Origin of the sequence: Streptomyces sp. (genome assembly GCF_035563135.1) — a bacterium.
Classification (GTDB): domain Bacteria; phylum Actinomycetota; class Actinomycetes; order Streptomycetales; family Streptomycetaceae; genus Streptomyces.
In genome coordinates, this window is the sequence record NZ_DATMVN010000545.1 from 1 (window position 1) to 14569 (window position 14569).

The window sequence follows — 14569 nt, forward strand, 5'->3', positions numbered from 1 at the left end:
CGCGAAGGGCGACAAGCTGGGCGAGGCCGACGCCGACGTACTGGCGAAGGCAGAGGCCAAGGGCGAGAAGAACATCACGATGATGGTCGCCACCGCCCCCGGCGCGACCGAGCAGGTCGCCGCCCAGCTGGACGCCGTGAAGGGGTCCGTGCCGGGGCAGACGTACGACAAGCTCGGCTATGTCCGGGCGACCGTGCCGACCGCGTCCGCCGGGGCCACCATCAAGGCGGCGCAGAAGCTGTCGTCCGTCCTCGGCATCGATCTCGAACAGGAGATCAAGCTCGACGACCCGACGCCCTCGGGCGACCGGGCCGCCGGGGCGAAGCAGCCGAAGGCGACGGGCAGTTACCCGGCGCCGGGCAGGAACACCCCGGCGAAGAACCCGTACAACCCGTCCTTCGAGACGGGCGCGGTCGACTTCGTCGAGCAGCACCCGAAGGCCGACGGCCGCGGGATCACCATCGGCGTCCTGGACTCCGGTGTCGACCTCGGCCACCCCGCCCTCCGGAAGACCACCACCGGTGAGCGCAAGATCGTCGACTGGGTGACGGCCACCGACCCCGTCAGCGACGGCGACGGCACCTGGCTGCGGATGGACCAGGCCGTGGCCGGCCCGACGTTCACCAGCGGCGGCACCACGTACTCCGCGCCGGAGGGCTCGTACGGCTTCCGCGTCTTCAAGGAGTCCGCCACGCGCGGCGGTGACATGGCCGGTGACCTCAACCGGGACGGTGACACCACCGACCAGTGGGGTGTGCTCCACGACCCGGTCACCGGCACCGCGCGGGTCGACCTGAACAGCAACGCGGACTTCGGCGACGACACCGCCATGAAGCCGTACAAGGACAAGCACCAGGTCTCCTACTTCGGTACGGACGACCCGCGGACCCAGATCGTCGAGCGCATCCCGTTCGTCGTCGAGACCCGCAAGGACGTCGTCTTCGACGCGGCCGGCAACACGGCCGACTACGTCAACATCGGCGTCATCCAGAGCGAGCACGGCACGCACGTCGCGGGCATCACCGCGGCCAACGGCCTGTTCGGCGGCAAGATGAACGGCGCGGCGCCCGGCGCCAAGGTCGTCTCCTCGCGCGCCTGCACCTGGTCCGGCGGCTGCACCAACATCGCACTGACCGAGGGCATGATCGACCTCGTCGTCAACCGCGGCGTCGACATCGTCAACATGTCGATCGGCGGCCTGCCGCCCCTCAACGACGGCAACAACGCCCGCGCCGAGCTCTACAAGCGGCTCATCGACATCTACGGCGTCCAGCTGGTCATCTCGGCCGGCAACGACGGTCCGGGCGTCAACACCATCGGGGACCCCGGCCTCGCGGACCACGTCATCTCGGTCGGCGCGTCCATCTCCAAGGAGACCTGGGCCGCCAACTACGGCTCCGGTGTCACCAAGAAGTACGACATGCTGCCCTTCTCCTCGCGCGGCCCGCGTGAGGACGGCGGCTTCGCGCCGGTCCTGACGGCTCCGGGCGCGTCCATCAACACCACCCAGACCTGGTACCCCGGCGGTCCGGTCAAGGAGGCGGGCTACTCGCTCCCCGCCGGCTACTCCATGCTGCAGGGCACCTCGATGTCCTCGCCGCAGGCCGCCGGTGCGGCGGCGCTGCTGCTGTCCGCCGCGGAGCAGAAGGGCATCGAGCTGCCTCCGGCCGATCTGCGGACCGCGCTGACCAGCACCGCCACCCACATCAAGGATGTGCCCGCGCACGCCCAGGGTGCCGGTCTGATGAACATCGTCGGCGCCTGGAAGCAGATCGAGAAGAAGGGCGCCCCTGCGCACGAGTACACGGTGAAGGCCCCGGTCGACACCGCGATCGACTTCGCGCTGAAGACCCCGGGCTTCGGCACCGGCCTGTACGACCGTGAGGGCGGCCTGAAGGCCGGCCAGAAGAAGTCGTACGACGTCACCGTCACCCGCACCACGGGCCCGGACAGGGCCGTCGCGCACAAGCTGTCCTGGAAGAACAACGACGGCACCTTCAAGCTGACCGGCCCGGGCACCGTCTCGCTGCCGCTCGGCAAGCCGGTGACCGTCAAGGTCCAGGCGAAGCCCCGCACGGCGGGCGTCCACAGCGCGATCCTGGTGGTGGACGACGCGAGGACCACCGGTGTGGACCAGCAGATCCTCTCCACGGTGGTCGTCGCCGAGGAGCTGGTGAAGCCGGGTTACGCCTTCTCGACGTCCGGCTCGGTGAAGCGCAACGGCACCACGTCGTACTTCGTGAACGTCCCGGAGGGCGCGAAGACCCTCGAGGTCGCGTTGAGCGCCCTGCGTTCGGGCAGCCAGACGCGGTTCATCTCCCTGCACCCGTACGGCGTGGCGGTGGAGGACAGCTCCACGATCTACTGCTACCCGAACTACGAGAACCCGGCCAACACCTGCCGCCCGGACACGCGCTCCTACAAGGACCCGCAGCCCGGCGTCTGGGAGATCGAGGTCGAGTCCCGCCGTACGTCGCCGCTGCTGGACAACCCGTACAAGCTGGATGTCTCACTGCTCGGCGCCACCTTCGACCCGGCGGTGCAGACCATCGCCGAGGCGAAGATCGGCACCCCGGCCGCGGTGGACTGGACGGTCACCAACAACGCCGGTGACCTGGAGGGCTCCCTGAAGGGCGGCTCGCTGGGCTCGGCCGCCGTCGAGCGCCCGTCGATCTCCACCGGCGGCGAGTACACCAGGACGGTCACCATCGGCGAGGGCGTCGAGAAGCTGGACGTCGCCATCGGCGGCACCTCGGACGCCAACGCCGACATCGACCTGTACGTCTACCGGGGCGACACCGAGGTCGGTGCCTCGACGACGGCGGGCTCGGAGGAGTCGGTCAGCCTGCTGGAGCCGGCGGCCGGCACCTACACCGTCGTCATCAGCGGCTACTCGGTCCCGGCCGGGACCACCGAGTACGACTACCGGGACGTGTACTACGCCCCGTCGCTCGGCGCGATCGAGGTCGGCGAGTCCGAGGCCGTGAACCTGGCCAACGGCGAGTCCGCCCAGGTCGGGGCCGAGGTCGTGGTCGCCGGAGCGGCTCCCGAGGGCCGGCAGTTCTTCGGTGAGGTCCAGCTGGTGAACGCCCGCGGCACCGCGGCGGGCACCGGCAGCGTCGTGATCGGGAAGGTCGCGCCGTAGCCGTCATCACGGTGTGATCCGTACGACACCGCACGACTGTGGGGCGGGCGCCCTCAAGGGCTCCCGCCCCACAGCTCTGTGCGCGGCCCGTCCGCCTGCCGGACAATGGATTGGACAAGGAAGCCGTGGACAGACACATCATGGACCGGCAACCATGCCCGTTCGTACGTGTGAGGGAGTCCCAGTGAAGGTCGGAATCGTCGGCGCCACCGGTCAGGTCGGCACAGTCATGCGCAGCATCCTGGCCGAGCGGAAGTTCCCCGTCGCCGAGCTGCGGCTCTTCGCCTCCGCGCGTTCCGCGGGCTCCACCCTCACCTACGAGGGCACGGACATCACCGTGGAGGACGCCTCCACCGCCGACTACACCGGGCTGGACATCGTGCTGTTCTCGGCCGGCGGCGCGACCTCGAAGGCGCTGGCCGAGAAGGTCGCCGCCCAGGGCGCCGTGGTGATCGACAACTCCTCCGCCTGGCGCAAGGACCCCGAGGTCCCGCTGGTGGTCTCCGAGGTCAACGCCCATGCGGTCAGGAACCGACCCAAGGGCATCATCGCCAACCCGAACTGCACCACGATGGCCGCCATGCCCGTGCTGCGCCCCCTGCACCAGGAGGCGCAGCTCGACGCGCTGACCGTCGCCACCTACCAGGCGGTGTCCGGCTCCGGCGTCGCCGGTGTCGCCGAGCTGCACGGCCAGGCGTCCCAGGTCGTCGCCGACGCGGACAAGCTGACGCACGACGGCGGCGCGGTGGACTTCCCCGAGCCGGGTGTCTACAAGCGCCCGATCGCCTTCAACGTGCTGCCGCTCGCCGGTTCGATCGTCGACGACGGTTCCTTCGAGACGGACGAGGAGCAGAAGCTCCGCAACGAGTCCCGCAAGATCCTGGAGATCCCGGAGCTCAAGGTGTCAGGCACCTGTGTCCGGGTCCCGGTCTTCTCCGGCCACTCCCTCCAGATCAACGCCCGTTTCGCCCGCCCGATCAGCGTCGAGCGCGCCTACGAGCTGCTGAAGGACGCCGAGGGCGTCGAGCTCTCCGAGATCCCGACCCCGCTCCAGGCGGCCGGCAAGGACGCCTCCTACGTGGGCCGTATCCGGGCCGACGAGACCGTCGAGCACGGCCTCGCGCTGTTCGTCTCCAACGACAACCTGCGCAAGGGCGCCGCGCTGAACGCGGTCCAGATCGCGGAGCTGGTGGCGGAGGAGCTGAAGGGCTGACGCCCGCACCGCGAAAGGGTGGCCACCGGTTTTCCGGCGGCCACCCTTTCGCCGTCCTGCCGGGCCGGGCTCACCGCGCTTCACGGACATCGCGTTGCCCTCCCCCACGTGGAAGGATGGCGAAAAACAACGCATATCAAGGAGATGACCGCGTGCCTGGCACGAATCTGACCCGCGAAGAGGCACAGGAGCGGGCGCGCCTGCTGACCGTGGACGCGTACGAGATCGACCTCGACCTCTCCGGCGCGCAGGAGGGCGGAACCTACCGGTCCGTCACCACCGTGCGCTTCGACTGTGCCGAAGAGGGTGCGGAGACCTTCATCGATCTGGTCGCCCCGGCCGTGCACGACGTCGTGCTGAACGGCAAGGACCTGGACATCGCCGCCGTCTTCCGGGACTCCCGGATCGCGCTGAAGCACCTCCGGGCCGGCGCCAACGAGCTGAAGGTCGTCGCCGACTGCTCGTACACGAACACCGGCGAGGGCCTGCACCGCTTCGTCGACCCGGTCGACGAGCAGGCCTACCTCTACACCCAGTTCGAGGTGCCGGACGCCCGCAGGGTGTTCGCCAGTTTCGAGCAGCCCGATCTGAAGGCGGTCTTCCGGTTCACCGTGAAGGCGCCCTCCGGCTGGACGGTGATCTCCAACTCGCCGACGCCCGAGCCCCAGGGCGACGTCTGGTCCTTCGAGCCGACGCCGCGCATCTCCACGTACATCACGGCCCTGATCGCCGGTCCGTACCACGCCGTGCACAGCACCTACGAGAAGGACGGCCAGTCGGTGCCGCTCGGCATCTACTGCCGGCCGTCGCTCGCCCAGTACCTCGACGCGGACGAGATCTTCGCGGTCACGCGGCAGGGCTTCGAGTGGTTCCAGGAGAAGTTCGACTACGCGTACCCCTTCGCCAAGTACGACCAGCTCTTCGTCCCGGAGTTCAACGCCGGCGCGATGGAGAACGCGGGCGCGGTCACCATCCGCGACCAGTACGTGTTCCGGTCGAAGGTCACCGACGCGGCGTACGAGACACGCGCCGAGACCATCCTCCACGAGCTGGCGCACATGTGGTTCGGCGACCTGGTCACCATGGAGTGGTGGAACGACCTCTGGCTGAACGAGTCGTTCGCCACGTACACCTCCATCGCGTGCCAGGCGGACGCGGAGGGCTCGAAGTGGCCGCACTCCTGGACCACGTTCGCCAACTCCATGAAGACGTGGGCCTACCGGCAGGACCAGCTGCCGTCGACGCACCCGATCATGGCGGACATCCGGGACCTGGACGACGTCCTGGTGAACTTCGACGGCATCACGTACGCGAAGGGCGCCTCGGTCCTGAAGCAGCTCGTGGCCTACGTCGGCAAGGACGCGTTCTTCCAGGGCGTGCAGGCGTACTTCAAGGCGCACGCCTACGGGAACACGCGCCTGTCGGACCTGCTGGGCGCACTGGAGAAGACCTCCGGACGTGATCTGAAGACCTGGTCGAAGGCGTGGCTGGAGACGGCCGGCATCAACATCCTGCGTCCGCAGATCGAGACCGACGAGAACGGCCACGTCACCTCGTTCACCGTGCTCCAGGAGGCCCCCGCGCTCCCCGCCGGGGCGAAGGGCGAGCCCACGCTGCGTCCGCACCGGATCGCCATCGGCTGCTACGACCTCGACGAGGCCGGGAAGCTGGTCCGCACGGACCGGATCGAGCTGGACGTGGACGGCGGGCGCACCACCGTGCCGTTCCCCTCCGGCACGCCCCGCCCGGCGGTCGTCCTGCTCAACGACGACGACCTGTCGTACGCGAAGGTCCGCTTCGACGAGGAGTCGCTGCGGGTCGTCACCGCGCACCTGGGCGACTTCGCCGAGTCCCTGCCGCGCGCGCTCAGCTGGGCCTCGGCCTGGGACATGACGCGCGACGGCGAGCTCGCGACGCGCGACTACCTGACGCTGGTCCTCTCCGGGATCGGCAAGGAGACGGACATCGGTGTGGTGCAGTCGCTGCACCGTCAGGTGAAGCTGGCGCTGGAACTCTACGCCGCCCCCGAGTGGCGCGAGGCGGGCCTGAACCGGTGGACCGAGGCGACGCTGGCGCATCTGCGCGCGGCGGAACCGGCCAGTGACCACCAGCTGGCCTGGGCCCGCGCCTTCGCCGCGACGGCACGCAGCCCGCTCCACCTGGACATGCTGCAGTCGCTGCTGGCCGGCACCCAGGTGATCGAGGGCCTGGCCGTCGACACGGAGCTGCGCTGGGCGTTCGTGCAGCGCCTGGCCGCGACGGGCCTCATCGACGAGGAGGAGATCGCCGCGGAGTACGAGCGCGACCGGACGGCCGCGGGTGAGCGCCACGCGGCGTCCGCACGCGCGGCCCAGCCCTCCGAGGAGGCGAAGGCCCAGGCGTGGGCGTCGGTGGTCGAGTCGGACAAGCTGCCCAACTCCTTGCAGGAGTCGGTCATCGGCGGTTTCGCGCAGACCGACCAGCGTGAGCTGCTGGCTCCGTACACGGAGAAGTACTTCACAGCGGTCAAGGAGGTCTGGGACTCGCGCAGCCACGAGATGGCCCAGCAGATCGCGGTCGGCCTGTACCCGGCCTTCCAGGTCTCGCAGGAGACCCTGGATGCCACGGACGCCTGGCTGGAGTCGGCGCAGCCGAGCGCGGCCCTGCGCCGGCTGATGTCGGAGTCCCGGGCGGGCGTGGAGCGTGCGCTGAAGGCGCAGGCGGCGGACGCGGCGGCGGCCACCGCGTAACCGGGAGTGAGAACCGCCCGGCGGGCAGGCGCATGTCGCGCAGCCGTCCGCCGGGCGGGAACCTGGGGTGCGGGGAGCCGGGACTACGCGGCCGACTCCCGGTGGCGGCGGGCCAGTTCGGCCGCGCCCGTCTCCGTGAGCGAGCCGTGCAGGCGCATCCGGGCGACTCCCCCGTCGGGGTAGGCGTCCAGGCGTACGTGGGTCACCACGGCCTCGGCGTCCAGCACGAAGCGGTGCAGGGTGTCGGGCTGGAGCCGGGTGCGGGGGAGGATCTCGAACCATTCGCCCGATTCGCCGTCGCGGCCGTGGAGGCCGATCCAGCCGGCCGCGTTGCCCTTGAGGTAGGCGGTGTCGATCTCGACCGCGCGCACCGCGCCCTGGGCGGGCAGCCGGAAGCGCACCCAGTCGTTCGTGTCGCGGACCCGGCGGCGGCGGTTCTCCCAGCCGTCGTCCATCTTGCGGGAGGTGCCGGGCAGGATGATCTGGGCCGGCGAGGAGTAGAAGCGGTCCGAGGCGTCCTCGTACATGCCGCCGTTCAGGATCGAGATCAGGTCGATCGTGCCCAGTGCCGCGAGCCAGGCCGGGTCGGGGACGACCTCACCGTGCACGCGGAGGCGGGCGATGCCGCCGTCGGGGTGCTGGCAGATCCGCACGTGCGTGTAGCGGCGGCCGCCGGTGATCTCGAAGCCGTTGGCGGCGTGGCCGCGTACGGGCGTCGGCGGGACGAGCTCCTCCCACTTCACGTCGTCGGCGAGCAGGTCCTCCGGCCCGGGGGCGCCTTCCACGGCCGCCGCCTGGACGGAGACGCGCTGCGGGTAGTTGCCGCGGAAGTGGGCGGTGTCGACGACGATGCCGCGGATGATCCCGGGTGTGCCCAGCCGGACGATCGCCCAGTCGTGGTCCTCGGGGGCGGGGAAGGGGTGGTCCGCGTCGGCACCCCGGCGCCGACGGGTCTCCCAGCCGTCCATGATCTTGCCCTTGTGCCCGAAGCGCTCGGGGTCGAAGACGGCGGGTTCGCGGATCAGCAGGTTCTCGCGCTCGGCGAAGAACTCGTCGTTGGCCGCGATGACACCCGCGCCCAGGCGGCGGTCCGCGAGGTCGACGAGCTCGGTGAAGGGGAAGTCGCCCGCGCGGTAGTCGGCGTAGGGGTCACCGCCTCCGTAGGGGGCCGCGTCGTTGGCGTGCGGATCGGTGGAACAGGGCTCCGTCTGGATCTTGTCGGTCGGCATGGGTCCACTGTGCCGCCACACCACCGATCAGGTCCATCGAAAGTTTTCGTACGGTCCTTTCAGTTCTGCTTAACGGACTGGGCCGCCACCTCTTGCAGCGCCGCCAGCACCCGGGCGGCCGCCGGGCCGCGTTCCGCCCCCTGCCGTACGGCCGCGACCACATGGCGGCAGGGCCGGTCCGCCTCCAGCACCCGCATCATCACACCGTCGCGCGGCCGGTCGGAGGCCGAGACCATCCGGGGGATCAGGGCGACGCCCATGCCCGCCCGCACCATCGCGAGGATCGCCGTCCAGCCGGCGGCGCTGTGGGCCTGCTCGGGGACGAAACCCGCGGCCTCGCACGCGGCGGTGGTGATCTCCGACCACGGACCGGACCCGCCGAAGATCCAGGCCTCCCGGGAGAGGTCCGCCAGCCGCAGGGCGGGCGCGCCGGCGAGGCGGTGGCCGGTGGGCAGTGCCACGTCCAGCGGGTCGGCCAGCAGCGGCAGCAGGGTGAAGCGGGGGTCCCGGGCGGTCGGGGCGTGCGCGGCCAGGGAGAGCGCCAGGTCCACCTCGCCGGCCGACAGCAGCTCGTACGCCTGGGCCGCCTCCGCCTCCCGTACGCGCACCTGGGGGCCTGGCCGGTCCCCGGCCGCCAGGAGCTGCACGGCCGGTACGACGAGGGCGGGCACGGCGGTCGAGAAGGCGCCGACCCGGACCTGGCCCGCCTCGCCCCGCAGATAGCCGGTCAGCTCCGCGTCGGCCCGCTCCAGCTGGGCGAACACCTCCTCGGCGTGGCGCAGCACGAGATGCGCGGCGTCGGTGAGCCGGACGCGGCGGCCCCGCGCTTCGAGCAGCGGCACGCCGAGCTGCCCGGCGAGGTTGGTGAGCTGCTGGGAGACGGCCGACGGGGTCATGCGAAGGGCTCCGGCCGTGGCGGTGACCGTGCCGCGGTCGCGCAGGGTGCGCAGGATGCGGAGCTTCTTGAGGTCCCACTCGGTCATGGCCGAAACCTACCCGGCTCCCGGAAATGCCGGTGCGCCGCGCGGTACGTCGTACCGGCGGCGCACCTCGGGCGGTCTGCTAGACCTGCTTCTTGGACTTGTCGAGGACCATGACGAGTCCCGCGATCACCAGGAACAGGACGATCGGCGCCGCGACGTAGAGGCCGAGGGTCTCCATCACGGTCAGACCCGGACCCGGGTCGTCGCCGTCGTCGCGGGTGAGCGCGAGCGCCGGGGACGACATGAGCAGCATCATCAGCGTCGTACCGGCCGCGACGGCGCCGGCGCGCATAGCGTTCTTCTTGTCCACGGTGCAAACGTAGCGAACGCCTACGAGGGGCGCGCGCCCGGGGGTGCCGTACGGGCCCCGGGGCCGTCCGTGAGGACGGCCATCAGCCTGTGCAGCCGGGGCGACGCGGTGATCTCCTCCAGCGTGACGGGATGGCCTTCCGCATCGGCGACGGGCAGGCGCCAGTTGGGGTACTGGTCCCATGTCCCGGGGAGGTTCTGCGGGCGGCGGTCGCCCACGGTGTCCGGGAGCCAGATCCCGGCCATCCGGGCCGGGGTGCGCCGCAGGAAGCGGTGCACGGCGCGGACGGCCGCCTCCTCGTCGCCGTCGCCCTCGGGGAGCAGGCGGAGACGGGCGAGGCAGGCCAGCCACTCGGAGGTGTCGGCGGCGTCCTCGGCGAGCTCCTGCTCCAGGCTCCGGGTGAGCAGTCCGAGCCGGTGGCGGAGCGTCACGTGCTCACCCGTCAGCCGGGCGGCGGTGGAGGGCAGGTCGTGGGTGGTCGCCGTGGCCACGCAGTCCTGGCGCCACTGTTCGGGGGCGAGCGGGCGCCCGGTGCCGCCCCAGTCCCGCTCGAACCAGAGCACGGAGGTGCCGAGCACCCCGCGCCGGGCGAGCGCCTCGCGCACGCCGGGTTCGACGGTGCCGAGGTCCTCCCCCACGACGACGGCACCGGCCCGGTGCGCCTCCAGGACGAGGACGGCGAGCATCGCCTCGGCGTCCTGGCTGACGTACGCGCCTTCGGTGGGGAGGCGCCCCTCGGGCACCCACCACAGGCGGAAGAGACCCATGACGTGGTCGATGCGCAGGGCTCCGGCGTGGGCGAGGAGGCCGCGCAGGAGATGGCGGTAGGGGGCGTAGCCGCAGGCCGCGAGGGCGTCGGGACGCCAGGGGGGCAGCCCCCAGTCCTGGCCGTGGGCGTTGAAGGCGTCGGGGGGCGCGCCGACCGACATGCCCTGCGCGAAGGCGTCCTGCTGGGCCCAGGTGTCGGCGCCGTCGGGGTGGACGCCGACGGCGAGGTCGTGGACGATCCCGACGGCCATTCCGGACTCCCGTGCGGCGCTCTGGGCGGCGGCGAGCTGGGTGTCCGTCAGCCAGGCGAGCCGGCAGTGGAAGTCGATCCGGTCCAGCAGCTCGGTGCGGGCCCGGGCGCTCCGCGGGGAGCGGGGGTCGCGCAGCCCTTCGGGCCAGGAACGCCACCGGGGGCCGTGCACCTCGGCCAGGGCGCACCACAGGGCGTGGTCCTCCAGGGCCTGTCCCTGCTCGGCGAGGAAGTCGCAGTAGGCGGCGCGGCGGCCGGGGGTCAGGGGGACCTCGTGGATGATCTCCAGGGCCTGCTGCTTGAGATCCCGGACGGCGTCCCGGTCGATCAGCGCGCCCTTGTTCAGCACGGCCTCACGCAGTGCCGCGGCTTCCTGGCGCAGGTCGTCCAGGGCCGCCCTGCCGGGCTCGGCGACATGGCCGTACTCCGGGATCGACTCGATGTGCAGGTGGACGGGGTCGGGGAAGCGGCGCGAGGAGGGGCGGTACGGCGACGGGTCGGTCGGTCTGCCCGGTACGGCGGCGTGCAGCGGATTGATCTGGACGAAGCCGCTCCCCTGGGTGCGTCCCGCCCAGGCGGCGAGGTCGGCCAGGTCCGCGAGGTCGCCCATGCCCCAGGAACGGGCGGACAGCATCGAGTAGAGCTGGACGAGGAATCCGTGCGTGCGCGCGGGCGGCTGGGGTACGCGGTCCGGAGCGACGACGAGCGTGGCGGCGGCATGGTGGTGGTCGGGGGTGCGGACGGTCAGCCGGTGGACCCCCAGGGGCGGTTCGGTCCACCAGGACGGTGCCGTCGGCGGGTCCCCGGCCGGGGCCGGGGCGGGGAGTACGCGCATGCGCAGGGCGGAGGGCGTGCCGGTGGTCCCCGGTTCGGGGTCGACCGTCAGGACCGCGCCGGGCGGCAGTGCGGTGAGCGCGGCCGGCAGCGGCTCTCCCGACCAGACGACCACCGTCGGCGGGAGCAGTCGGGAGGCCGCTGCCGATTCTGCTGCGGCGAGTGATCTCCGTACCTCCGCGGGCGTGCCGGCGTCGACGCCCAGCGCGGCGAGCACGGCCGTGACCGTGTCGTCGGGGACGGACACCGTGACATCCGCGGACGGGGAGAAGGAGGTGGCGACGCCGTGCAGTGCGGCGAGCCGGGACAAGCCCATTCAGACTCCTGGGGACTCCATGCCCCAAGCGGTGCCGGGTGCTGTCGGCTCGCTGGTCAGAGGGGCGACGGCGGCGAGCGGTGGCTCGCTCGTGAGAGGTGTTGCGTCGGCGAGCGGAGGCTCGCTGGTCAGCGGCGGCTCGGTGACGAGCGGGGCGCTGTCGGTGAACCCGCGTTCACCGGTCAGCTGGGAGACGTCCGCGAGCGGCAGCTCGCTGATCATCGGAGGGGCGGTGAGGAACGGGGACTTCTCGCCTGCCAGCGGATCGGGACCCGTGGGGCTCGGCACCTGTTTGGAGAGGGCGGAGAACAGAAGCTGCGCGGAAGCGGGCATGTCGGCCTCCTGGCCGTGGACAACAGGACACAGCAGGCCTACCCAGCGGGCGCGGGAGCAGGCGTGGACGTGACACAGGCGTTATGACAACGACCCCAACGTGCCGTGGGTCACATTCCGTTCCCCCGCGCGCCGGGTATGGGCCATTTTCGGCCACTGGGTGACTCTTCCCCGGACATCCGCGTGTCATGCCGGGCAATACACCGGGCATGTCCGGCATACCGGCCACGCGCATTGACACCCCCGCGCCCGGGTGGTGGGCTCGGACGTCACTGCCGGGCGAGGTCAGAAGAAGGAGTACGGCGTGCAGCTCGGGCGCAGGAGGCATGCGGCAGCCGTCGCCGTCGCCGTGATCGGCGGGCTGATCGGCCCGTTCGCGCCGGCCGCCGTCGCGGCCCCCGTCCCTTCCGCCGGCCCCGCCGCGACCATGCCGGACCGCACGGAGGACGCACGGCTGCCCGCCGTCTGGCCCCGGCCGCAGTCCATCGACGCGTCCGGTCAGGCCGTCACCCTGGGAACCGAGGTCACTCTCCTGGCCGACACCGAAGCCGACCCGTACGCCGTCGAGGCGCTGAGGACGCTCCTGCGCGACGCCGGCGTACGCACCGTGCACGACGCCCTGCCCGGCGCGGGGCCGGTGATCCGGCTCGGCGGCACGGACGCGGGCCGGGCGCTGCGGGCCCTGCGCGCACCCGAGCGCGCCGATCTGCCGTCCGGGGGCTACCGCCTCGCCGTCGGCAGGGCCGAGGGCCGGCCCACCGTGGCCCTGGACGGCGTCGGCGAGGACGGCCTCTTCCACGGGGTGCAGACCCTGCGCCAGCTCGTCAAGGGCGGCACCGTCGCCGGAGTCGTGGTCCGCGACTGGCCGGGAACCGCCGTGCGCGGGATGACCGAGGGCTTCTACGGGCAGCCGTGGACCCGCGAGGAGCGGCTGGCCCAGCTCGGCTTCATGGGGCGCACGAAGCAGAACCGCTACCTCTACGCGGCCGGCGACGACCCCTACCGTCAGGCCCGCTGGCGCGATCCGTACCCCGCCGACGAGCGTGCCGGCTTCCGCGCACTGGCCGAGAAGGCGCGGGCGGAGCACGTGACGCTCGGGTGGGCCGTCTCGCCCGGCCAGGCGATGTGCATGGCCTCGGACGCGGACGTGCGGGCGCTCACCCGGAAGATCGACGCGATGTGGGCCCTGGGGGTACGGGCCTTCCAGCTGCAGTTCCAGAACGTCAGTTACAGCGAATGGCACTGCGACCAGGACGCGGAGAAGTTCGGCAGCGGGCCCGAGGCGGCGGCCAGGGCGCAGGCCGGGGTGGCGAGCGCGGTCGCCCGGCACCTCGCCGACAGGCATCCCGACGCGGAGCCGCTGTCGGTGATGCCGACCGAGTTCTACCAGGACGGCGCCACCGACTATCGCACGGCGCTCGCCGCGGAGCTGGACGACCGGGTGCAGGTGGCCTGGACCGGCGTCGGCGTCGTACCGAGGACGATCACCGGGCACGAGCTGGCGGGCGCGCGGGCGGCCTTCCGCCACCCCCTGGTCACCATGGACAACTACCCGGTCAACGACTACGCGCAGGACCGGATCTTCCTCGGCCCGTACACCGGCCGCGACCCGGCGGTCGCCGGCGGGTCGGCGGCGCTGCTCGCCAACGCCATGGAGCAGCCCTCGGCGTCCCGGATCCCCCTGTTCACGGCCGCCGACTTCGCCTGGAACCCGAAGGCGTACCGGCCGCAGGAGTCCTGGCGGGCGGCGATGGACGAGCTGGCGGGCGGCGACGCCGGCGCCCGGGTGGCGCTGGGGGCCCTGGCGGGCAACAGCGCCGCCTCGGTGCTGGGCGGCGACGAGTCCGCGTACCTGCGGCCCCTGCTGAACGCGTTCTGGTCGTCGCGTCCGGCCGCGGGCGAGGCGGACGCGGCGTCCCGCGACAAGGCCGCACGTGAGCTGCGGGACGCCTTCGGTGTGATGCGGCAGGCCCAGGAGAAGCTGGCGGGGCCCGCGAACGGCCGGCTCCAGGACGAGGTGCGGCCGTGGACCCGTCAGCTGGCCCGGTACGGCGAGGCGGGTGAGCTCGCCGTCGATCTGTTGCGGGCGCAGGAGCGCGGGGACGGGGCCGCCGCCTGGCAGGCCCAGCTGGCGCTCGAACCACTGCGCGAGAAGATCGCGTCGAGCACGGTGACGGTCGGCGAGGGTGTCCTGGACCCCTTCCTGGACCGGGTCGTCGGGGAGGCCGACGCCTGGAACGGCGTCGACCGCGACGCGGGGACGGTGAGCCGTGACGCGCACGGCTACACGGTCCGGTTCGACCGCGCCCGCCCGCTGCGGGCCGTCACCACGCTGACCCGGCCGGGTGACCGGTCGGCGGGCTCGGTCCTGGAGGCCCATGTCCCGGGCGAGGGATGGCGCGGTCTCGGCTCCCTGTCGGCGGCGGGCTGGACACAGACGGAGGCGAAGGGCCTGCGGG

The 14569-nt window shown here is 72.1% G+C and carries 9 protein-coding genes; 4 read left to right on the top strand and 5 right to left on the bottom strand.

Features of this window, described 5'->3' with window-relative positions:
* From VN520_RS24075 to pepN, 3 genes are all read left to right on the top strand, one after another.
* Positions 1–3145: S8 family serine peptidase (locus tag VN520_RS24075; protein WP_325749021.1), on the top strand; the 3145-nt coding region annotated here is incomplete at its 5' end.
* 184 nt (positions 3146–3329) lie between these two features.
* Positions 3330–4358 (top strand): aspartate-semialdehyde dehydrogenase, encoded by a 1029-nt coding sequence (locus VN520_RS24080; RefSeq protein ID WP_325749022.1) that lies wholly within the window; start codon positions 3330–3332, stop codon positions 4356–4358.
* Between the two features lie 152 nt (positions 4359–4510).
* Positions 4511–7087 (top strand): aminopeptidase N, encoded by a 2577-nt coding sequence (pepN, locus tag VN520_RS24085; protein ID WP_325749023.1) that lies wholly within the window; start codon positions 4511–4513, stop codon positions 7085–7087.
* Between the two features lie 83 nt (positions 7088–7170).
* Here pepN and alc read toward each other — a convergent pair whose 3' ends face one another.
* The 5 genes from alc to VN520_RS24110 all read right to left on the bottom strand — a co-directional run bounded on the left by alc (position 7171) and on the right by VN520_RS24110 (position 12110).
* Positions 7171–8316: an allantoicase gene (gene alc / locus VN520_RS24090; protein ID WP_325749024.1), complete on the bottom strand. Its 1146-nt coding sequence runs from the start codon at positions 8314–8316 to the stop codon at positions 7171–7173.
* 59 nt (positions 8317–8375) lie between these two features.
* The gene (locus VN520_RS24095; RefSeq protein WP_325749025.1) at positions 8376–9299 is read right to left on the bottom strand and encodes a LysR substrate-binding domain-containing protein; all 924 of its coding nucleotides are present in this window, start codon (positions 9297–9299) and stop codon (positions 8376–8378) included.
* A 79-nt stretch (positions 9300–9378) separates the two neighbouring features.
* A complete protein-coding gene (locus VN520_RS24100) occupies positions 9379–9591 on the bottom strand; it encodes a hypothetical protein (RefSeq protein WP_325749029.1) in 213 nt (70 codons plus the stop codon).
* 38 nt (positions 9592–9629) lie between these two features.
* Positions 9630–11777, bottom strand: a complete 2148-nt coding sequence (gene malQ, locus VN520_RS24105) for a 4-alpha-glucanotransferase (protein WP_325749026.1) — start codon at positions 11775–11777, stop codon at positions 9630–9632.
* Positions 11778–12110, bottom strand: a complete 333-nt coding sequence (locus VN520_RS24110; RefSeq protein ID WP_325749027.1) for a hypothetical protein — start codon at positions 12108–12110, stop codon at positions 11778–11780.
* Between the two features lie 304 nt (positions 12111–12414).
* Between VN520_RS24110 and VN520_RS24115 the strand changes: the two genes are divergently transcribed.
* Positions 12415–14569 (top strand): beta-N-acetylglucosaminidase domain-containing protein (locus VN520_RS24115; RefSeq protein WP_325749028.1); only part of this gene is annotated, 2155 nt, incomplete at its 3' end.